The organism is Lancefieldella sp. (assembly GCF_057237245.1).
The window spans coordinates 81943-103305 of sequence record NZ_DBHHJM010000005.1 but is presented as its reverse complement, the minus strand read 5'-3'; the positions used below and the strand labels follow the sequence as shown (position 1 = coordinate 103305).

At 48.1% G+C, this 21363-nt stretch carries 18 protein-coding genes; 10 read left to right on the top strand and 8 right to left on the bottom strand.

The genetic code is table 11. From position 1 onward, the window contains the following. Window positions 1-8: 8 nt before the first annotated feature. From ACO5GU_RS05340 to ACO5GU_RS05330, 3 genes are all read right to left on the bottom strand, one after another. Entirely contained in the window at window positions 9-1604 is a 1596-nt protein-coding gene (locus tag ACO5GU_RS05340) for a 4Fe-4S dicluster domain-containing protein (RefSeq protein ID WP_484930362.1), read from the bottom strand. 84 nt (window positions 1605-1688) lie between these two features. After that, the gene (locus tag ACO5GU_RS05335) at window positions 1689-2429 is read right to left on the bottom strand and encodes an RluA family pseudouridine synthase (protein ID WP_484930361.1); all 741 of its coding nucleotides are present in this window, start codon (window positions 2427-2429) and stop codon (window positions 1689-1691) included. A 1-nt stretch (window position 2430) separates the two neighbouring features. Then, complete coding sequence (locus ACO5GU_RS05330; protein ID WP_314018854.1) at window positions 2431-3372, bottom strand: LysR family transcriptional regulator; 942 nt, start codon at window positions 3370-3372, stop codon at window positions 2431-2433. A 44-nt stretch (window positions 3373-3416) separates the two neighbouring features. Here ACO5GU_RS05330 and ACO5GU_RS05325 point away from each other — a divergent pair, with 44 nt between their 5' ends. Further along, window positions 3417-4922 carry a Na+/H+ antiporter NhaC family protein gene (locus tag ACO5GU_RS05325; protein WP_484871084.1) on the top strand — a complete coding sequence of 502 codons (1506 nt, stop codon included), beginning with the start codon at window positions 3417-3419 and terminating at the stop codon, window positions 4920-4922. A 69-nt stretch (window positions 4923-4991) separates the two neighbouring features. Here the strand turns inward: ACO5GU_RS05325 and ACO5GU_RS05320 are convergent, their stop codons facing one another. The 3 genes from ACO5GU_RS05320 to hisS all read right to left on the bottom strand — a co-directional run bounded on the left by ACO5GU_RS05320 (window position 4992) and on the right by hisS (window position 9819). Next, window positions 4992-5642, bottom strand: a complete 651-nt coding sequence (locus ACO5GU_RS05320; protein ID WP_484847723.1) for an ABC transporter ATP-binding protein — start codon at window positions 5640-5642, stop codon at window positions 4992-4994. A 2-nt stretch (window positions 5643-5644) separates the two neighbouring features. After that, entirely contained in the window at window positions 5645-7810 is a 2166-nt protein-coding gene (locus ACO5GU_RS05315; protein WP_484930360.1) for a bacteriocin-associated integral membrane family protein, read from the bottom strand. 698 nt (window positions 7811-8508) lie between these two features. Then, on the bottom strand, window positions 8509-9819 hold the full coding sequence (gene hisS, locus ACO5GU_RS05310; RefSeq protein WP_484930359.1) for a histidine--tRNA ligase: 1311 nt from the start codon (window positions 9817-9819) through the stop codon (window positions 8509-8511). Between the two features lie 333 nt (window positions 9820-10152). Here hisS and sufC point away from each other — a divergent pair, with 333 nt between their 5' ends. Genes sufC through ACO5GU_RS05280 form a run of 6 tightly spaced genes read left to right on the top strand, consistent with a single transcriptional unit; the run spans window position 10153 to window position 15800 of the window. Then, the gene (sufC, locus tag ACO5GU_RS05305; RefSeq protein ID WP_475003114.1) at window positions 10153-10920 is read left to right on the top strand and encodes a Fe-S cluster assembly ATPase SufC; all 768 of its coding nucleotides are present in this window, start codon (window positions 10153-10155) and stop codon (window positions 10918-10920) included. Beyond that, on the top strand, window positions 10920-12338 hold the full coding sequence (sufB, locus tag ACO5GU_RS05300; protein ID WP_314018848.1) for a Fe-S cluster assembly protein SufB: 1419 nt from the start codon (window positions 10920-10922) through the stop codon (window positions 12336-12338). Before sufC ends, sufB begins: the two co-directional genes overlap by 1 nt. Next, a complete protein-coding gene (locus tag ACO5GU_RS05295) occupies window positions 12338-13528 on the top strand; it encodes a SufB/SufD family protein (RefSeq protein ID WP_484930358.1) in 1191 nt (396 codons plus the stop codon). Before sufB ends, ACO5GU_RS05295 begins: the two co-directional genes overlap by 1 nt. Further along, window positions 13528-14799 (top strand): aminotransferase class V-fold PLP-dependent enzyme, encoded by a 1272-nt coding sequence (locus ACO5GU_RS05290; protein ID WP_484814822.1) that lies wholly within the window; start codon window positions 13528-13530, stop codon window positions 14797-14799. The genes ACO5GU_RS05295 and ACO5GU_RS05290 overlap by 1 nt, the downstream gene beginning before the upstream one ends. An 18-nt stretch (window positions 14800-14817) precedes the next feature. Further along, window positions 14818-15345, top strand: coding sequence for a Fe-S cluster assembly sulfur transfer protein SufU (sufU, locus tag ACO5GU_RS05285; RefSeq protein WP_484814821.1), 528 nt, complete (start codon window positions 14818-14820; stop codon window positions 15343-15345). A gap of 2 nt (window positions 15346-15347) precedes the next feature. After that, window positions 15348-15800, top strand: coding sequence for an RrF2 family transcriptional regulator (locus ACO5GU_RS05280; protein WP_484810752.1), 453 nt, complete (start codon window positions 15348-15350; stop codon window positions 15798-15800). A 276-nt stretch (window positions 15801-16076) separates the two neighbouring features. Here ACO5GU_RS05280 and ACO5GU_RS05275 read toward each other — a convergent pair whose 3' ends face one another. Both ACO5GU_RS05275 and fba read right to left on the bottom strand, forming a co-directional pair. Then, the gene (locus ACO5GU_RS05275) at window positions 16077-17345 is read right to left on the bottom strand and encodes a hypothetical protein (RefSeq protein ID WP_484810753.1); all 1269 of its coding nucleotides are present in this window, start codon (window positions 17343-17345) and stop codon (window positions 16077-16079) included. A gap of 296 nt (window positions 17346-17641) precedes the next feature. Beyond that, window positions 17642-18514, bottom strand: coding sequence for a class II fructose-1,6-bisphosphate aldolase (gene fba, locus ACO5GU_RS05270; RefSeq protein ID WP_484814819.1), 873 nt, complete (start codon window positions 18512-18514; stop codon window positions 17642-17644). Window positions 18515-18551: 37 nt separating this feature from the next. Between fba and ACO5GU_RS05265 the strand changes: the two genes are divergently transcribed. The 3 genes from ACO5GU_RS05265 (at window position 18552) to ACO5GU_RS05255 (ending at window position 21270) form a co-directional block, all read left to right on the top strand. Next, window positions 18552-18761, top strand: coding sequence for a hypothetical protein (locus ACO5GU_RS05265; protein WP_484930357.1), 210 nt, complete (start codon window positions 18552-18554; stop codon window positions 18759-18761). A 63-nt stretch (window positions 18762-18824) separates the two neighbouring features. Beyond that, on the top strand, window positions 18825-19766 hold the full coding sequence (locus ACO5GU_RS05260) for a hypothetical protein (RefSeq protein ID WP_484824518.1): 942 nt from the start codon (window positions 18825-18827) through the stop codon (window positions 19764-19766). 82 nt (window positions 19767-19848) lie between these two features. Further along, window positions 19849-21270: an aminopeptidase gene (locus ACO5GU_RS05255; RefSeq protein ID WP_484859634.1), complete on the top strand. Its 1422-nt coding sequence runs from the start codon at window positions 19849-19851 to the stop codon at window positions 21268-21270. The last annotated feature ends 93 nt before the right edge of the window (window positions 21271-21363 follow it).

Genomic DNA, 21363 nt, shown 5'->3' with positions numbered 1-21363 from the left:
GAACCTGTCTACTCAACAGGCTTCTGAACCTCAAGAACCTCGGCAATCTCAACCTCAGCAGAGACCGTGCCAGCAAGCTCTGGAATAAGATCGTTGTACTTATTAGCAGAAGCCAGCTCGGAAGAAGCGGTCTTTGCGTAACGCTTAACTGCTGCGGCAGCACGGTTAACGGCACTCAGGGTGCCAGCGCCTCCGACACAGCCGCCAGGACAAGCCATGCCCTCAAGAAGGTAGCCTGGATATTTACCCTTAACAGCATCCTTAAGCATAGCTCGGCACTCAGCAAGGCCATCAACAGCCATGATAGGCACTTCTTTATCAGGGTACTTCTGGTGAATAACGTTAACTACGGCACCCGCAACGCCACCCGCAACGGCAAAGGCGCGACCGTCATGGGATGCGTTTTCAAAGTCGGAGTTGTCGTCATCAAGCTTGGTGTAGTCAATGCCCTTAGACTCCATCATTCCTGCAAGCTCCTCAAAAGTCAGAACAAAATCGACCTCGGACTTAACGGAGCGACGCAGAGCCTCGAGCTTCTTTGCAGTGCATGGTCCAATAAAGACAATCTTGGACTCTGGGTTTTGCTTTCTTACCAGACGAGCAGTCAAAACCATGGGGGTTAGGGCCATAGAGATTGCATCAGCGTGCTCTGGATGCTCTTTTTTAGCCATGGCAGACCAGGAAGGACAGCAACTTGTTCCCATAAAGGGAAGCTTTTCTGGGACTTCTTTGACAAAGTCTTCTGCTTCCTGAACAGTACAAAGGTCAGCGCCGGTTGCTACCTCTTCTACCTCGGCAAAGCCCATCTCTTTGAAGGCTTCGCGAAGACGGCCAACGCTACCCTTGCCAAACTGACCAACAAACGAAGGAGCCACAATTGGGACAACGGTGTAACCCTCATTGATGGCCTGAATTACCTGGAAAATCTGACTCTTATCAGCAATTGCACCAAAGGGGCAGTTGACCAGGCATTGACCACAAGATACGCACTTCTCGTAATCAATATCTGCGCGACCATGCTCATCGGAGCCAATAGCGTCCATACCACAAGCAGCAGCGCAAGGACGTACGTGGTGATGAATTGCCTGGTAAGGGCAAACCTTGAAGCACATGCCACACTGAATGCACTTCTCCTGGTCAATGTATGCCTTTTTGTCTACGAAGCTAATTGCCTCTTTAGGACAAATCTCTCGACAAGGGTGCGCAAGACAACCTTGGCACGCGTTGGTAACGCGATACACGTTGTCCTCGCAGGCGTTACACGCAAACTTAACGATGTTAATCAGCGGTGGCTGGTAATAAACCTCAGGTCGAGAGGCCTCTTCCAAGCCGTCAGAAATAAGCTCTGGTTGATCAACGCCCTGCATAGGCATGCCCATAGTCATGCGAATGCGCTCGCCAACAATAGCGCGCTCCAAGAAGACGCTCTCACGATACGTAGCAATATCACCAGGAATAATCTTGTACGGCAGCTCTTCCATCTGGTGAACAATTTCATCAACGCTCTTATCTGCTTTTTCATACGCAAGCGTTGAAACCTCTTTAAATACCTTCCTGCGGATTTCAGTCAGGTTGGTATAGACACCTCGCATTGTGCCAGGCATTTCTCCCCCTCCTCGTTCACTTTATGCACGTCTGGGTAACGTATCCGCACAAAATGAATGTATGTCTCTACCACAAAGTATGTACTATAAGTCCCCCTTGGTGACACTAAAATAAGAAAATCGCTCTGGAATATCCGTTTTAATCACAATTTTTGCGCCCGTGAGCGGATGAATAAATCCAACGCGATATGCATGGAGCATTAACGGCTGCGGCCTATGCTTCTTTTTTGAAGCGCGCTGCAGAGACGACGCACCTCCATACAGCATATCTCCTACCAGGGGAAATCCAAGTGACGAGAGATGCACTCTAATTTGATGCTTTCTTCCTGTCAGCAAATTGACCAGTAGTAAGCTTTGAGTTTGACCTTGTGCTGATGATGAAACCTTAATGAGGCTTACCTCCGTTTGAGAAGGCTTACCTGTGGCTGAGATTCTCATCTTCTGAGCGTCGTGCCGATCTTTTCCAATTGCCTTATCTATCAGCACTTTATTTGGTTCAAACGTTCCCTTAACGGCTGCCAGATACTCTTTGGAAAGCTCCTTAGAGGCAATAAGCTGGTCAAACTGTGGCTGCGTTTCTTTTTTGAGCGAGAAAAGCACAATGCCCGTAGTCTCTCTATCAAGGCGATTCAGAGCTTGGACCTGGGAAAGGTCTATCTGGCTTGGGCTCTCAAGTGCACGGAGTTTCTCGCAAACTAGCTCAGTTAACGAGGGTTCATGGGTACCGTCCGCATGAACGATAATTCCCGCCGGTTTATTCACGGCAAGTAGATAGTCATCCTGATACAAAACCTCAAGGTTGTTGTCAGACTGAAGAGCATCCACGCTACTCACCTCGCTTAACTACATAGCGCTGCTCAGAGAGAACCTGGGCAAATGACTCGATTGTGCTCCACACATGGTCGGTGCGTCGCCAGGCAACACTAACCGAGTACGACATCTCTTTTCCCAGCTCAATAATGTGAAGGCCAGACGTTTCAAAGTCGTAATTAGACGAAGCAACCAGCTCTGATGGCAAGAAGCACGCACCAACGCCTCTCATGGCAAGCGCCAAAAGCGTCTCGGAGTTTCTGGACATGACCTTGATAGTGGGAGAAATGCCCGATGCGGCAAACGCATGGCGAGCAAAACTACCAGCAATGTCTCGTTTACCTACCGTTAAGAAGGGGCAAGCTTCCAAGGCCGTGAGCTTTCCCGTCTTTTTGACTTGCGCGACAACCGAGTCAACCTTATCTGCATACAAAGACTCAAGAAGCGCTTGAGAGACAACCAGAACGATCTTCTCGTCAAACAGCTTTTTAACAACCAAGTCATACGACGACGAATTAACCGTTGCAACAATCAAGTCAAGCTGACCTTCGGACAGCCACTCAACAAGCTCGTCATTCTCGCCTTCATCAAGCTCAATGGAGATATTTGGATGCAATTTTTGGAAAGCAGCGATGGAGCGCGGCATGATGATGTGGCCTCGTGTTGCGGTAACACCAACACGCAGGCGACCTCGCTCGTTGCCCGCAATATCAAGAAACTCTTGATCCATAGCGCGACGCTGAGCCTGAAACCTACGGGCATAACGCAAGAACTCTTCTCCCGCAAACGTGAGCGACAACGGGACGGTGCGTTCCAACAGCTTAGAGCCAAGTTCTTTTTCTGCTGCCGCAATATTTGCCGAGAGCGTTTGCTGCGTTACGCTCAGGCGCTCAGCCGCCTTGGTGAAGCTCTTTTCTTCTGCAACGGCAACAAAATAATCCATAGTTTGAAAGTTCATTTTTGCTCCCACTGTATTACAAAAATTACTTGTAATTATAACCATTGAAAACAGTTGGACTTCAACTTTTTAGTTGCCTACTCTATTTACATAAGAAATTCGTTTGGAGTGGATGCATGGTAGAGCTAATAGTACTAAGTGCCTTTGCGGTGATGCTCATCGTAGGTACAGCCCTATCTTTCCCCCTTACATCTATCTTGACCATTGGTTTCTTCCTCTTTTTTGGTTACGGACTCTCTCGTAAAATCTCTGCAAAAAAGCTTCTTTTGGCAGCCTTTGAATCTGTTTGGGAAGTTAAAACAATTATTGCGCTGTTTGCTGTTGTTGGTGCTATGAGTGCGGCATGGCGTGCAGCTGGAACCATTCCAGAGATTGTCAGTATTTCTGCTTCTCTTATTTCTCCTTCTGTCTTTATTCTGGCTACCTTCTTACTCTGCACCATGATGTCCATGCTTTTGGGCACCGCATTTGGTACCGCTGCAACCATGGGTATCATCTGCATGTCTATTGGTAAGGCAATTGGAGCAAGTGAGTTCTTTATTGGTGGCGCTGTTCTTGCAGGTAGCTACTTTGGTGATCGTTGCTCCCCTATGTCTACCAGCGCAATCCTTGTTTCGCAGCTCACCGATACCAATCTATCCAAGAACATTAACCGCATGCTTCGTACCAGCGTGGTGCCTTTTATTGCTGCATGTGTTATCTACGTGGCCTGGGATTTCTTTATGGCAAACACGGGAACTATCCCCGATGTTACTGGTCTTCTGAGCCGTTCCTTTAGGCTTTCTTTGATTTCACTTACACCAGCACTTCTTGTAATTGTTTTCTCGCTTCTTAAGGTTGATGTCATTGTAACCATGGCATCCAGCCTGGTGCTTGCCTGCATTCTGTGTGTCACCGTCCAGCGAGTTCCTCTTGAGGACCTGCCTGTTATCCTGCTCTTTGGTCTTCGTGCTCCAGGAGCTACCGTTGCAAACATGGTTAATGGCGGCGGTGTCTTCTCCATGATGAACGTCTTGACAATCGTGACCATTTCCTCAAGCTACGCTGGTCTTTTCCAGACAACTGGCTTGCTTCGTCGTATGTGCCAGCTGGTAGCTGACCTCTCCGATAACTCCACGCCTTTCTTTGGCGTTCTGATTACCAGCATGTTTACCTCAATGGTTTCTTGCAATCAGACCTTGGCTATTATGCTGACAAACGATCTGTGCGAGAACGCAGAAAATTCTTCCAGCGCTCTTGCTTTGGATATCGAGAATAGCGCTGTAATTCTTGCTCCACTGGTTCCGTGGTCCATCTCAAACATCTCGGTACTCTCTGCAATTGGCGCACCTTCTATGAGCCTTCTGGCTGCAAGCTTCCTCTATTTGCTGCCTCTTTGGACTCTGGGAATTTCTCTGTGGCTCCATCGCCGCCCAGCTAAGATTGACGGCCATCGTGCTCGTTGGCTTGGTCTTACCTCTGACGATGTCCGTAGCTGCTCATGTCCTCGTGTGCAGGATGATGGGTCTGCAGACTCTACCGCAAGTCTTCCTGCTGTTAAAGTTGCCTAAGACCGCGCTGTTCAGCACTACTAATTCACATTGCTAAGATAGACGTGTTTTACGCCGTTAATACTTCTATTAATGCTTTGGTAATTCAATAATTCGATTGCAACGCTGGGCAATACCCATATCATGTGTAACCATAAGAAGCGTTTTATGGTTTGCATGAACGGAATCTAGCAAACTGTCTATAACAATAGTGGCCATAGCCTTATCAAGTGATCCGGTTGGTTCGTCAGCGAGGATTAAATTGCCTGGCTTTATCATTGCTCGAGCAATTGCTACTCTCTGCTTTTCTCCACCAGAAAGCTCATTTACAACCGCATCGAACTTCTCGCCAATCCCGTAGTTTTCCAAAGCAGCTCTAATAAGACGCTCTTGTTCCTGCTTTGAAAGCTTGGTGTATTGAAGCGCCAATAAGAGATTTTTGCTTACTTTCCAGTCATTAATGAGGGCAAAAGATTGGAATAGATAATTGATTTCAGTACGCCTCATAAGCGTTGCTTTTTTACTATTGATTGAAGGATATGCTCTTCCCTCAAGCTTGATTGTGCCTGAGTCTAGTGTCTCGAGAAGACCGATGATATTAAGAAGCGTTGATTTTCCACATCCAGAAGGGCCCACGAGAGCCACTGACTCTCCGCTTTCTATCTCAAATGAAATGTTATGAAGAACTGTGTTGCTTCCAAATGACTTATTGAGAGCATCTACCTGTAGAAATGTTTTCATAACTACTCCTTAGAGAGATTCTCTAGAACAATTCTCATAGTGCTTCTATGTGCAGAAATACTGATAGTCAAATTGGAAATCAATAACATCAAACAGCCCATTATTATTCCAAGAGTTGAACCTATGACAATCATGCAAAGTGTTCCAACAAGTGCAATGAGATTCACTATGAGGAAAATATTTATGTATTGCTTGTAAATGCCAAATCCCAGCATACATTCAACAGCAATTTTTCTCTCATGTAATCTCTGAACAATTGAAATCATGCTTATTTGAATAACTGTTATAGCTGCAAACATAAGCACAATTACAACACCGAATAAGAGGAAGAGCTCCTGCAGAGATTTTCTGTAGTCCTTTATAAAGCTCTCGATCGAACTAAACTGTGTTCCAAAACCGTCATCAGAGAGCTCTACAACACCACTGGAATCCAACAAATTTGCAGCGGCCTCAGGTGATAACTTTATGTAGCTATTATCAAGCCCCGTAGCAACTAAGCTCTCTGATTCTTTGGGAACCATGTTATTTGAGGTTACCACTTTGATTACAACATTTGTGCTTATAGAAGGGCTGTCTATATTTGTTGACCAGGTAAAAAATCCCTTGCTTGCATCATATTCAATAAATTCAGATGAAGGATTTTGCATATAGGATGTAACGATATCTGACTCAAATATTTTGTCGCTTCTAGCCACAAGTTCTCTCAACAAGGATTTTTGTTCTTCTGAGTACGAGCTTGGAACTAAATAAATCCTTGTTCCACTCTCTGCTTTTTTAACTTGATCATTAGTTAGCGACACCCCAATCTCTTTAAGATAAGAAGGGGAAGCAATCAGAACATCAAATGGCTTCAAAATTGCAGGATTTACTCCATAAGCATTTAGCGTTGGCTCACCTATTTGATTTACATGAGCAATATAGACACCTGTATCGTGCTCGTGGTCTTTATACCAATCGAATAATTCCTTACTTTTATCCATTGGCCTGCCGTTGAAGAAATTACCTTGAGAAACGTGATTTCGGACAATATACCAATCTTTATATACAGACCAATTTTCTTGAGTGGATAGTAGATTTGAGTACATGGTTATAGGAGCATCCATATACGTAGAACCAGCAAAAACTACTACACAACAAAGCGCATAAATTATCGCCGTTAGAACGTACAAACCCTTTTGTGACAGTCTTCCTAAAATTGCATCTACAGGTCGGATTGTTAGAAGCGGAGCCGCAGAAATTAGTACCGAAACCACAACTACAAGTATTGCTGGCATTGCCGTGGCACAGGTAAACAGTAAAAAACTGCCAGTAATATCAAATCCGGAGCAATTAACCATTGTCCACATAAGAGCTAATGGCAGTAAAACAGTCGCTAAAACGCAATAGAAAAAATAATGATGTACGACGTAATCGCTCTTACTCCAGCCAAGCATTACGTGGACACCGAGTTTCTTTAATTCTTGTAATGAGTTGTAATACGTCAGTAAACAAAACGATATGCTCAAGATTATAAAAGTTACCCCTGCAACGTAGTAGAACAGTCCAATTTCAACCGCTGATCCTGAATAATTAGTTATAAATTTTTCTTTATGTAGGCCAGTAGCTTCTGAAATCTGGCCAACTAATTCATCAAATTCTTCAGGAGAAAGGCCTAAAACAGCACAAGAATTTCCCAAATTATAGCCAGGAGTAATTTGATCTAATTTGAAATAAACTGACCCTAATACATACGGTAAGTCACTAACCTTATTGTTGGTATCCATTCCGTAGCCAAGATATGACTCTGGAGAATGTCCTAGAAGCTCATTAATCTTTTGTCTATTAATAACTTGGGTACCAAGAATATCAAAAGAATCAAAGCTGTTAGCTTCACTGCCTGGGGAAGACAGCACACCAACGGTCAATATCCTAGGACCTTCAGTAATAGATTCAGTTTTCTTAGTTATAAGAATCATCTTGTGAGTTTGAGCGTAAGACCTAACAACTGACACAAACGTTTCTTTTGTCTCATTAGACATCTGTGAAGTATAAAATTGCGGCTGATTAGAGAGCCAAGAATCGAATTTACGGGAAATAAAAATTTCCAAAAACCCTTTTCCCACCAAAAAAGAAGAAAGTGCAATTAAGACAACTATGATAGAAACAATGAAGCGGTACGCTCTTTTCATTTCTTCACCTACAATTTCTTGGAATTACAAATAAATGAAGGTGCTTATTAGTTATAAAGCTATAAATATGCTTCTACAGTATTAAGTATGAACTTAAACCGTTTACGTTTAATTGATCTCACTGATAACTATCGTAAACGGCTTCTATTATTCTACAAACGGTATTTACTACCTAAATAAAAACCTCTCATGCCTAGGACATGAACTGCCTCCCATTTCTTGGACATAAGAAATGGGAGGCAGTTCATGTGCGGGTGATTATGATTCTGCAGCTTGTTAGCGTTGGCTTTGAGGCTTGGCGTACAAAATAGCGCAGTTTTGGTAGGTTCTGCCGAATAATCGACATGTTCTTAATCAAGATAGCAGGCAGCTAGGCGGTCGCACTACCTGATATGCATCTCTATGCATAAACTTCATCTAATATGCTAGAAAATGAATAGCGTTATATAAAAGATTTAACTATAGGTAAATTTCGCACCTACGGAACACACCTAAGTCAGATATTCTGCTCAGATGAGGGCATTTTACACACCTAATAAAGATAATCTGCATGTTTGTGGTAATTTCTGCGTCATGTATACGTCTTTTTAACAGATTATCTTACTTAGATGTGTTTTGAACTGCCTCCCATTTCTCGTGTCCAAGAAATAGGAGGCAGTTCAGACATAAGAGGTTTCAGGAATAGAATCCGTTAGCCGTTACTGTCTGGCTTTTACCTCAGCAACAAGCTGGTCAGCAGGCACCTGTACCTGCTCGTGAGATTCCATGTCACGAAGAGTTACCGCGCCAGCTTCAACCTCATCTGGACCAATGACCACGCAAAGCGTTGCGCCCATCTTATCTGCCTGCTTAAACTGAGCCTTCAGCGAACGACCAGTGCGATCAGCCTCGCATCTAATACCAGCTTCACGCAATGACAACACGGTATCAAATACAACAGGAGCCTGCTCAGCACCTGCGCAAGCAACATACACACAGCTTGGAGCCGCTGGCTCAGCTGCAACACCAAGAGCTTCCAGCGCCAGCATAATGCGCTCAAAGCCAACAGCAAATCCAACGCCTGGGGTTGGCTTTCCGCCTTCAAGCTCAACAAGACCGTCATAACGTCCGCCGCCGCCGATAGCGCCAACGCCAGCGTTTGGAATCTCTACCTCAAAAACAGTACGCGTGTAGTAATCCAAACCGCGAACAAGCGTTGGATCCTCAACGTATGAAATACCAGCAGCGTCCAGATATGCCTTGACCTGCTCATAGTGAGCACGGCAGTCATCACACAGGTTGTCAGAAATGAGTGGTGCGTCCTTCATGACCGCGTGACAGCTCTCGTTTTTGCAGTCAAATGCACGAAGTGGATTAATCTCTGCGCGCTCAAGACAGTCCTCACACATCTCATCCTTGTGATCAAGAATGAACTGCTTGACCTTCTCGCGATATGCTGGGCGGCACTCCGCGTCACCCATGGAGTTAATCATGAGCTTCATATCAGCTGGCGAGAAACCCATCTGCTCGTAAAACTTTATCAACATGATGATGGACTCTGCATCAGCAGCTGGATCAGAGGCTCCAAGCCACTCAACACCTACCTGGTGGAACTGGCGCAGACGGCCTTTCTGAGGACGCTCTCCTCTGAACATTGACTCGGCGTACCAAAGCTTTGCAGGAGTTCCTCCCTGTGGCACAAAGTTGTGCTCAACGGCAGCACGGACCACGCCGGCAGTTCCCTCAGGACGCATAGCCATACGCTGACGAGGTTTAAGACCGGACTCATTGCCGGCAGCCAGCAAATCATCAAGTAGCGCGCCAGAAAAAACGCGAAACATCTCTTTGCGTACAACATCTGTTGACTCACCAATGCCGTGAACAAAAGTATCTACCTGCTCAAGTGCAGGAGTCTCAATGCGGTCAAAGCCATAAGTACCAAACAGATGGCGAGCAACATCCTGCATATGCTCCCAAGAGCGCATATAGCCGCCGTAAAGATCTTCGGTACCTTGAATTCTCTGACCCATGAATCCTCCTTGTTACAAACATAGATGTTTCTAGTTTACCCATGAGAGACAGCTCTGGCGCAGAAAAGCTTTTATAACTTTTGAAACCTATGAAAAAATCCGATTATTTTCTAGAAAACGTGAAAAAGTGCGTATGTGAGGGTTGTTTTTTAATTCCTACCATTTAGTATGAATTAGCGGATTTTGGGGTATGACAACAACATCGGTGACATTGGCGTTTGTCTTTGCCACAAAACCGCACTAGCACAAGGTTTTGCTCGCCCTAGAGCTGCCCAAAGAGCTAGTCACAAACGTATCACGTGCTTGCACGTAGAGATATTTGGAGAGAGATTTATGGCAACTGAGCTACTCCGTGTAAACGGAATTTCCGCAGGTACCGAGGAGAAATCCATCCTGCATTCAATTGATCTGAGCATTGGTGATGGCCAGGCTCACGTTCTGATGGGACCTAACGGCGCAGGTAAATCAACACTTGGCCGCGTCATTATGGGTGATCCTACCTATAAGATTACCGATGGTTCCCTTATCTTTAACGGCGAGGATGTAACTGAGCTTGCTGCAGATAAGCGCTCCCTTGCGGGCATCTTCCTCTCCTACCAGGCACCTGTTGAGGTTCCTGGCGTTCCTCTTTATTCATTCCTGCGTACCATTACGCAGATGCGCCCTGAGCTTAAGATGACCGCTCGTCAGTTCCGTCAGCGCGTTGGTCAGATCTCTGATCAGCTTGAGCTTGACCAGGGCTTCTTGATGCGTGAGCTTAACGTTGGCTTCTCTGGTGGCGAGAAGAAAAAGGTTGAGATGCTCCAGCTTTTGCTGCTTCAACCTAAGCTTGCCATTCTCGACGAGACAGACTCTGGCCTGGACGTTGACGCGCTCTCCGTTGTTTCAAAGGGCATTCAGGCCTATCGCGAGACCTGCGATGGCTCGCTGCTCATCATTACTCACAACACCCGCATTCTTGAGCGCCTTGAGATTGACCGCACTCACGTTATGGTTAAGGGTCACCTGGTAGCAGACGGTCCTGCTGACCTTATCAACCAGATTGACCACGAGGGCTTTGAGCGTTTTGAGAGCCAGACTGATGAGGGCGGTGCTAACTAGTGAGCGAGAAGAAGCGATCTGAGGTCGCTGACGTAGACCGCTCGCTCTACGACTTCACCAAGTCCGAAGAGGGTTACGAGCGCTACGATGATGGCCTTACGCCAGAAATTGTGCGTGCTATTTCCGAGAAAAAAGAAGAGCCCGAGTGGATGCTCCAGATGAGGTTGTCGGCCCTGGAAACCTATCACCAGCGCCAGATGGCTACCAACTGGGGACCTTCTATTGCAGGTCTGGATTTGAATCATATCTCCACGTATGTCTCGCCAAAGACTCAGCAGGCAAATAGCTGGGACGATGTACCTGAGGATATTAGGGATACCTTTGATCGTCTGGGCATTCCACAAGCAGAGGCAGAGAGCCTTGCTGGTGTTGGTGCTCAGTACGATTCTGAGATTGTCTATCACAACATGCGTGAAGAAGTTGCTGAGCAGGGTGTTATTTACACCACCATTGAGGATGCTCTGCATGACCCACAGTGGGAGCCTGTTGTTAAAGAGTACTTTGGCAAGCTGATTCCTCCTTCAGACCACAAGTTTGCGGCGCTGCACTATGCCGTATGGTCTGGCGGTTCTTTTGTTTATGTGCCAAAAAACGTCACTCTGGATTACCCACTTCAAAGCTACTTTAGGCTGAATGCTCAGGGTGCCGGCCAATTTGAGCACACACTTATTATTGTCGAGGAAGGCGCTGACCTGCACTTTATTGAGGGTTGCTCTGCACCTAAATACTATGCAGCAAACCTTCACGCAGGAGCTGTTGAGCTCTTTGTTAAGGACGGCGCTCGTCTGCGTTACTCGACCATCGAAAACTGGTCCAAGAACATGTACAACCTCAACACCAAGCGCGCCATTATTGGCAGTAATGCAAAGATGGAGTGGGTCTCGGGTTCTTTTGGTAGCCACGTTTCCTACCTCTACCCATCTACGATTATGAACGGCGATTCTTCTAACTGCGAGTTCACCGGTATTACGTTTGCAGGAGCTACGCAGGACCTGGATACAGGCTGCAAGGTGATTATCAACGGCTCCAATAACTCGGCAAACGTTGACACTAAGTCCATCTCCAAGGATGGCGGCGTCAACACTTTCCGCTCTGCAGTTACCGTTGGACGCAAGGCAGAAAACGCCCGCGTGGCGTTCTCGTGCCAGTCTCTGATGCTGGATAACATCAGCCGCTCCGACACCATCCCAGAGATGGATGTCCGCAATGCAACTGCTCAGATTGGCCACGAGGCAACTATTGGCCGCATTTCTGACGACACCGTTTTGTACCTGATGAGCCGTGGTTGCTCTGAGGCCGAGGCTCGCACCATGGTAGTAAACGGATTTGCAAACCCTGTCTCAAAGGAGCTCCCAATGGAGTACGCCGTTGAGATGAATAACCTGATTAAACTTGAGATGGAAGGAGCGATTGGCTAATGGATAACGTTTTGATTAATCGCGCCAACGTTCCTGCAGCTCAGACATGGAACCGTCTACGCGCTAACTCTTTGTCAGTTTCCGTCCCCAATCACGCTGACGCAGGCACAGTGTACCTGCCTCTGCCTCGCCTTTTTGAGCGCATTGAGTGCGGAATGGGCCAGGAGGTTACTGACTACGTAGAGTCTCAGGCATTCAAGTCTGATTTCTACAACGTTCCCGCTCGTACCAAGCGAGAAGAGCCTATTGTTGTTGCTGTTTCTGCAGCTCAAAACCAGTGCGCTAACACCGGCATCATTGTGCGCGAAGGTGCCGAGGCTACCGTAGTCATCGCAGCGTTTGCAGGCGATGCGAGCGACGGCGACGACGCGCCTGCAGGCAGCGACGCGAGTGCTTCCGGCGACGAGCTCCCAACCAGCGCTGCGCTCACCCGCATTGTGGTTGAGGCTGGTGCTAAGCTGCACCTTATTGAGATGCTTGGCGTCAACGAGGGCCAACAGCACCTTGAAAGCGTTGGCCTTGAGATTCACCAAGACGCGGCTGTTGATGTTAAGCAGTACGCTCTGGGTGGATCAACCATTGGCCTTGGACTCACTGCTAACTTAGTTGGCGCTCGAGCTCGCCTTGACCTTAACAATCGCTATCACGCTACTCACGAAGAGACGCTTGATATCAATCACCTGGTACGCATGCGTGGTACCTCTACGCGCGCGCAACTCACCGAGTCTGGCGTCCTTAACGAGGCAGCTAAGAAGACGCTTCGCGCAACCATCGATCTTGTCCGCGGCGCAAAAGATGCCCAGGGTAACGAGATTGAAACGGTCATGATTCTTGGCGACGACGTTGTCAACAAGACCATGCCTGTTATTCTCTGCGATGAGGACGATGTTGCTGGTAACCACGGAGCTACTATTGGATCCGTCTCCCCTGAACAGCTTGATTACCTTGCGGCTCGAGGACTTTCTCGCCAGGCTGCAGAGCAGCTGTTTGTACGCGCTCTCTTTGAAGACGCCATCATCAACGCACCTGAGGAGATTTCTCACCGCGTGGCCGTTGAGCGTTGCGAGGCTGAGCTGGGCGCAGAAATTGCTCACGACTATGACGAAGCTGCAGGTAGTGACGATGCAGCTGGCAGCGATGGCAGGAATTCCGACGCTAAAGCCGATTCCAGCAAAGGTGGTGTCGCGTAATGACCGACGCAGAAGTTGCTCAGATTACCGATAACCCTTACAAGGCAGATTTTCCGCTGCTGGCAGCAAATCCCGAGGTAGCTTACTTGGATAGTGCTGCTACTTCTCAGCGCCCACGCGCGGTTATTGAGGCGCAGTCTAGCTTCTACGTGACCATGAACGCAAACGCTCTGCGCGGATTGTACCGTTGGAGTGTGGAAGCAACCGCAGCTATCGAGGGAGCTCGTGCTTCAATTGCAAAATTCATTGGAGCTGTCGATAAAAACGGCAAGCCAGAAAGCCAGCAGATTATCTTTACGCGCAACACTTCTGAGGCGCTTAATCTGGTTGCTTCAAGCCTTGGCCGCTATGCACTCAAGCCAGGCGATGACGTGGTCATTTCCATTATGGAGCACCACTCCAATATCATCCCATGGCAGCAGATTTGTAAAGTTACCGGCGCTAACCTGGTGTACCTGCGCATGAATTCGCAGTACCAGATTACGCCTGAAGAGATTGCGTCAAAGATTACCGAGCGCGCAAAGATTGTGTCTGTCACACACGTCTCCAACGTGCTGGGCACCCGCAATGACATCAAGGCCATTGCCAAGCGCGCTCACACTATGGGCGCCTACATGGTTGTCGACGCCGCCCAATCCGCACCTCACATCCCTATTGATGTGCACGATCTTGACTGCGACCTGCTAGCTTTCTCGGCACATAAGATGTGTGGACCTATGGGTATTGGCGTGCTTTGGGGCCGCGCTGAACTGCTTGATGCCATGCCACCGTTCCTTACCGGTGGCGAAATGATTGATTCCGTCACCGAAACCAGCGCTGTTTGGGCTCCTGTTCCCGAGAAGTTTGAGGCAGGCACGCAGGACGCCGCAGGTATCTATGCTACCGGCGCCGCTGTCGAATACCTCAACGGCTTGGATATGGCAAAGATCGAGAAGCGAGAAGAACTTCTCGCCAGGTACTTGGTGCAGCAACTGTGCACGCTGGACTTTGTTGATATCGTTGGCTCTAAGCTGGGACAAAACCACGTGGGCGCTGTGGCGTTTAACGTGCGCGGCGTTCATCCACACGACGTCTCGAGCATCCTAGACATGAACAACGTTTGCATTCGCGCTGGTCATCACTGCGCCGAGCCGCTTCTGATTGAGTTGCACGAGTCCAGCACCTGCCGCGCATCCGTTGCGTTCTACAACGATAAACACGACATTGACCAGCTCATCGAGGGTCTTAACCAGGTATGGAAGATCTTTGGCAGCGCGGTCAGCAACAAATAAAACAAGGAGTTGAAATAAGTGGCAGCAAACGACCTGTATAACGCTGAGTTTATGGACCACGTTTCTCACCCCGATTACAAATACCAGATGGATAATCCAACCGTCTCCCACGAGGGTGTTAACCCTTCTTGTGGCGATGAGCTGACGTTTTCCGTGCGCATTGAGGACGGAAAGATTGCCGAGGCTGCTTTTGTGGGCAGCGGATGTGCAATCTCTCAGGCATCGGCCGACATTATGAGCGACCTGATGATTGACCGCACCCCAGAAGAGGCTATTGAGCTTTGCAAACTCTTTGGACGCATGATTCGCGGAGAAGAGACTGACGAGACTGTGCTTGACCAGCTGGAAGATGCCAACATTCTGCACGACATCGCTCACATGCCTGCGCGCGTTAAATGCGCCGAGCTGGCATGGCATACGCTTGAGGAGATGCTTGAGGCTCACAACAGCGGTTCTGCTGCCGCCGGTGCGTCTACCACCGAGGATGGCGAGGGCGCCGCAAGTGCGAGCAACGGCGGCGCCGCAAGCGCCAAGGACGGCGAGTAGCCGTGGCCGGAATGTTCTCTACAAAGGGAATGTACGCACTCCGCGCAATGGCTGACCTGGCCGTTCACGATGGCTGGGTCTCACTGGGCGACGTTTCCGAGCGCCAGAACATCTCGCGCAAGTACCTTGAGCAGGTCATTGCTTTGATGCACAAGGCTGGATACGTCGAGAGCCTGCGCGGAAAGGGCGGCGGCTATCGCCTCACGCGCAAGCCCGAGGACTACACGCTGGGCGAGATTCTTCGCGCAGCCGAGGGTAATCTTGCGCCCGCTAGCTGCTTGAACTGCACAAATACCACCCTCTGTCCCCAGATGGAGTCCTGCACCACCATCAATGTCTGGCGAGACCTTGGCCGCATGACCTCCAGTTTCCTGGACAGCAAGACGCTCGCGGACATTGCCCGCAACGAAGGCAACATGCACGTCTCTCCCGCCGACAACCCTACCGCTGAGTAAACGTTTAAGCTGCGGTTTTATTGTCGTGTGCGGTGGTGCTTCATGACAAGAGGGCTCTGAAGTGCACCGGGTTTCTCGCGAGAAAGACGTACCAGGAGTGCGGCGAATGCAAGCCGAGTGCGCGCCTGATTTCTGCAAAGAATCTGTAAATTTTGCCTGAAAACACCAAAGAATCTGTGGATTTGCCTGATTTTATTAAAGAATCTGTGTCAGATTTACAGATTCTTTACACTTTTCAGGCAACTTAAAAGGGTCTCAGGCTCGCTTATCCTGAATTTAACGGAGCTTTTCTAGCTCACTCCACAATTTAATTCGTTTAGCTCTTTCCATTTTTCTGCGATCAGATGATGTGTGTCTTCTTGGTATTTCCAGCTGATTTCTAATTGAATTAAACATGTTATCCATAAAAATGATGTCGTCATACTCAGCTTTTCCAATAACAAACTCCAATATTCCAGCTGAAACGAGTTCGTTATTACGCTGATAGTCACGCATTGAAACATCTGCTAATTCATGTACGGCCCCATTGTATTCAATGGCTGCTTGTCTATTTGTGTCTACATCGTAGTTACCCTTCGAAAGCAATAAATCGATAGCCCTTGTTTTCTCTGTAAGTTCTCTGCTCTTTAATTGCTGAATCCTTACTTCCTTATTTAGCTCAACCTTAGGAATTGCATAACCACCTGCGGACACAGGAAGAGAAGCGCGAAGAGCAAGTTTGACTTCCATCGGAGAAGCGGCATTATCAAAAGAATACGATGATGCTAATCTTGCATTACTTATTCCGTTACATCTAGAAACTGAGGATAAATAACGCTCAAAGTCTACCTTTTGAAAAACTGGATCATACCAATTAGATCTCAATTCAGAGGTAGATGGGTCGATAACATACCTACCTTGGAATTCTGAAATTAGCATCACTGTTTCTAGTAATGTTTGTTCTTGGGCCATTTCAATCATGAGTTCAAAAGGTGACGCCACTTTAATTGCTAATTTACCGAGAGTTAGTTCCATACATGATGTCTGGGCAAAATGGGACGAAGTATGAAATTTTATTTCACTCGATCGGTAAGTCCTTTTCTTCTTGTCAACTACCAATTCAATTGGATTAGCCAGCATTATTCCTAGATTGGAAAATACCTCTTTCTTGATTTGATCAATTTCCAAAGTTAAAGACTCTGTATGAATTCCAGCGCTTGGAGAGTCATGATGAATCAATCCGTGCCCCTTAATTCGCATAGCACGGAATAACTGTAAAGCTGTTGTATGTGATAGATAAAATTCCATAAGCCAATAGTATTTTCTTAAGAAAAACTTGCAACTTATATCGCTGATTGTAAATAAGTGACATTTCTTGTAAAACTGCAGGTCAGGCAAACCTGTCAGAAAATCATTGCCACTAAATATCCAGCTAGCAGTGTTAGACCTTCCCTGCGACATATTCTTGGTCAAATTTTGGTCAAATTCAATTTGCGTCAAATTCGCAATTTTCATTTCTGCTGTACGAATGTACTGAGGCGAGAAGATCCAGTTTTCCTTGTACAAAAATTGCCTAAAAAGTTAAAAGAATCTGTAAAATGGCCACAGAATCTTTGACAAAATCAGGCAAATCCACAGATTCTTTGCCAAGTTTAGGCAAAATATACCGAATCTTTTCACTTTTCAGGCACACATTAGGGCGCACCTATCGCACCCGCATCTCGCGAGAGGAACATACCAAGCGCATGTCTTTCGCACATGCCAGCCCAAACAAAAAACGGACCTGGAGAAAATCCAGGTCCGTTGTTTTAACTAGCTGCGAGCGTGCGTCGCTTCGATGCGCGCCTAGCGTATGCTGCAGGTTAGTTCCAAGCCTTACCGTCGGAACCAAACTCGCGGATGAGCTCCTTGGTGCGCTCGATGATTGCCTCACGACCAGGCTTCAGAAGCTTACGAGGATCGTAGCCCTTGCCGTTGTCAACAAGGCCAGCCTCAACGTACTTCTTGGTTGCCTCAGCAAAGACAAGCTGAAGGTCAGTGTTGACGTTGATCTTGGAGATGCCCATAGAGATAGCCTTCTGAACCTGCTCTACAGGAATGCCGGTACCACCGTGGAGAACAAGTGGAAGATCGCCAACGCGCTCCTTGATAGCCTTGAGCTGGTCGAAGGAGAGGCCCTCCCAGTTTGCTGGGTAGATACCGTGAATGTTGCCGATGCCGCATGCAAGGAAGTCAACGCCCAGGTCAGCAATCTTTGCGCACTGCTCAGGATCAGCAAGCTCGCCCTTAGCGGTAACGCCGTCCTCGGTGCCGCCGATGCCACCGACCTCAGCCTCAACAGAAATGCCCTTTGCGTGAGCTGCTTTTACGACCTCTTCGGTGCGCTTAAGGTTGGTCTCAAAATCTGGCTCGTGAGAACCATCGTACATAATGGAAGTAAATCCAGCCTCGATGCACTTGAATGCATCCTCGTATGAACCGTGATCAAGGTGGAGAGCAACTGGAACAGTGATGTTCTTGTCCTCAACAAGACGACGAACCATGTCTGCAACAACGCGGTAGCTTACCTGCCACTTTGCTGCGCCGCTGGTGCACTGAATGATGACAGGAGACTGGAGCTCTTCTGCTGCATCAAGGATTGCTGCGGTCCACTCAAGGTTGTTCTCGTTGAATGCGCCGATGCCATAGTGGCCCTTCTCGGCACTCTGGAGCATGGCTTTTGCGCTTACAAGCATGCTAAACCTCCGTTTGACGGAAAACTGATACATATAAATGATACCTTGTTTCATCACCTTTGATACGGTCGTTTTTAACAAAACATCGCGAGAAATCCGATGTACCTTCCCCGGGAAATCCGACGCGTTCTCGGGCGAGAAACCCGATGCGTATTCAGGCGAGAAAACCACGCTGCAGAAACATTACGGAACCGTCGCATCGGCGACAACTAGACAGGGCTTCTCGGCAGCTGATGTTGCGATTTAGCGACGAAACATTACTTCTTCACAAAAATGAGGTAGGCTATCAGTTCGAAGAAAGGAGCATCTTGTGAGCTATAAGCACTTTGATGCAGACAAAACTCGATTAGCTTCGCCTGCTCAGCCTACAGATGAGGCAACAAACGAGAAGCCCAGCCTTCTTAAGGACGTCTCAATTACCCAAATTTTGGCAACATCGCTTGCCGCAGTGACCGCGTTTGTACTGTCAAATCAGATTGGTATTGCAGGTTCGATTATTGGTGTGGCCGTCGGTGCCGCCGCCTCGGCGCTTGCTTCGCAGATTTACCAGAACGTTATCAGGCGCTCCACGCATAAGTTCCGCGCTAACGACAACGATGAATATAACCAGCAGGCATATCCAAACAACAATCAAAGTACGCTCGAAAGCACGCAGTATATGCCTCAAGCCCAATATGCACCTTCTCGCGATTACTATCCCAACGCTGACTCTGGTACAGGGCAGTCTTCGCAGGTAAATCGCACGCCAATGCTGTCTCGCAAGCGCATAAGAGCGCTGACTATCGTGACCATTATTTCAATTATCTTTACCATTTCTGCCGTCATTCTTTATGCAATGTTCCTCAGCTATATCACCGACGGATCTGGCTTGGGACCAAAGGTCAGCACAACCCCAGTTGTGACGGAAAAAACTACGAATACCAGCAATTCGACGGATAAGAAAGACGATTCCAGCTCTTCTAGCGAGAAGACCGACGAGTCAAGCAAGTCCACTGATTCCAAAGATTCCTCTTCGGAGAGCACTGACTCCAAGAAATCAGAGACCACCAGCTCCGACAGCTCGTCTAGTTCGGAAAAGACCAGCGACTCTAGCAGTTCAAGCAGCTCGTCTGAGAGTAATTCTTCCAGCAGCAACTCCGGAACGGGCAGCTCAAACAGCAATTCTGGTTCCAATCAGAACTCTGGCTCTGGTAATAGTTCTGGCAGCGAATCCAGCGGTTCTGGCTCAAACAGCTCCAACGGAGGCAACTAAGTCGCGGTCTCATCACGGTCGGCGCACCTAACAGCAACAACAAACAGCAGCTCACACAGAGCTTGCTACAGAAAGGATGGGTATGGAAACCATTAATGCATGGAAAAAGTACACCTCGGAGGACCTGGACAAACTCCAGTCGTTTACCGAGGGCTACAGAAAGTTTATCTCCGAGAACAAGACTGAGCGCGAGTGCGCCGCAAGCGCTATCAAGCTTGCCGAAGCAGCAGGTTACGTTAAGCTTTCTGACGCCATCGCTGCAGGTAAAACCCTCAAGGCTGGCGACAAAGTCTATGCAGACATTCGCGGCAAGTCCGTCATCTTTGTCCAGATTGGTACCAAATCCCTGGAAGAGGGTCTAAACATTCTTGGTGCTCACATCGACTCCCCTCGCCTGGACGTCAAGCAGAATCCTCTCGAGGAGCGCAATGAGCTTGCTACCCTTGACACCCACTACTACGGCGGCGTCAAAAAATACCAGTGGGTCACTATTCCTCTGGCAATTCATGGCGTTCTTGCACTTAAAGACGGTAGCGTCGTAAACGTATGCGTTGGCGAGGATCCAACTGACCCTGTTTTCTGCATCTCCGACCTTCTCATCCACTTGAGCGCTGAGCAGCTTGGAAAGACTGCTTCTAAGGTTATTGAGGGCGAGATGCTGGATCTTATTGTTGGCAATCGTCCACTTGTTTGGGGCCAGAATGGCGAGAAACCCGCTGATGCAGAGGGCGACGAGCCAAAGGAAGCCGTTAAGGCTAACGTCATCAACATCCTGAAGGACCTCTACGGCATTGAGGAAGCAGACCTTCTCTCCGCTGAGCTTGAGATTGTTCCTGCAGGTCCTGCTCGTGACATGGGCTTTGATCGCTCCATGATTTTGGGCTATGGTCACGACGACCGCAGCTGCTCCTACCCTTCCCTAATCGCACAGCTTGAGTGCGACACTCCTGCACGTACCTCCGTCACCATCCTGACCGACAAGGAAGAGATTGGCTCCGTTGGCGCTACTGGCATGAACTCCCACTTCTTTGAGAACATCATGGCAGAGGTCCTGGCACTTGCTGGTTTTGAATCTCCACTTTCCCTGCGCCGCTGCATGGCTAACTCCTACATGCTCTCAAGCGACGTTTCTGCTGGTTATGATCCTAGCTTTACGGGTAGCTTTGAAATCAAGAACTCTGCCATCATGGGTCACGGCCTTGCATTCAACAAGTTCACTGGTAGTGGCGGCAAGTTTGGCTCCAATGATGCTGATGCCGAGTATGTTGCGCTGATTCGCCGCATTATGGACAACGCCGGCGTTCAGTTCCAGACCGCAGAGCTCGGTCGCGTTGACGCTGGTGGCGGCGGAACCATCGCATACATGCTTGCTAAATATGGCATGCACGTCATCGACTGCGGCGTTCCTGTTCTCTCCATGCACGCGCCTTGGGAGATTGCAAACAAGGCCGACATCTTTGAGGCATATCGCGGTTACCGTGCATTCCTGGAGTTCAGCGAGTAATTAAGCTGTGCATATTAGCGGCGTACACAAATTCCGCGCGCAAATCGAACTAACAAGAAAGACGTGAGAGGCAAACTCTCACGTCTTTTTATG

Coding starts and splice junctions, on each gene's coding strand:
- ACO5GU_RS05340 (WP_484930362.1), bottom strand. CDS start 1,604: ATGCCTGGCACAATGCGAGGTGTCTATACCAACCTGACTGAAATCCGC.
- ACO5GU_RS05330 (WP_314018854.1), bottom strand. CDS start 3,372: ATGAACTTTCAAACTATGGATTATTTTGTTGCCGTTGCAGAAGAAAAG.
- ACO5GU_RS05320 (WP_484847723.1), bottom strand. CDS start 5,642: ATGAAAACATTTCTACAGGTAGATGCTCTCAATAAGTCATTTGGAAGC.
- ACO5GU_RS05315 (WP_484930360.1), bottom strand. CDS start 7,810: ATGAAAAGAGCGTACCGCTTCATTGTTTCTATCATAGTTGTCTTAATT.
- hisS (WP_484930359.1), bottom strand. CDS start 9,819: ATGGGTCAGAGAATTCAAGGTACCGAAGATCTTTACGGCGGCTATATG.
- sufC (WP_475003114.1), top strand. CDS start 10,153: ATGGCAACTGAGCTACTCCGTGTAAACGGAATTTCCGCAGGTACCGAG.
- ACO5GU_RS05295 (WP_484930358.1), top strand. CDS start 12,338: ATGGATAACGTTTTGATTAATCGCGCCAACGTTCCTGCAGCTCAGACA.
- ACO5GU_RS05290 (WP_484814822.1), top strand. CDS start 13,528: ATGACCGACGCAGAAGTTGCTCAGATTACCGATAACCCTTACAAGGCA.
- fba (WP_484814819.1), bottom strand. CDS start 18,514: ATGCTTGTAAGCGCAAAAGCCATGCTCCAGAGTGCCGAGAAGGGCCAC.
- ACO5GU_RS05265 (WP_484930357.1), top strand. CDS start 18,552: ATGATACCTTGTTTCATCACCTTTGATACGGTCGTTTTTAACAAAACA.
- ACO5GU_RS05255 (WP_484859634.1), top strand. CDS start 19,849: ATGGAAACCATTAATGCATGGAAAAAGTACACCTCGGAGGACCTGGAC.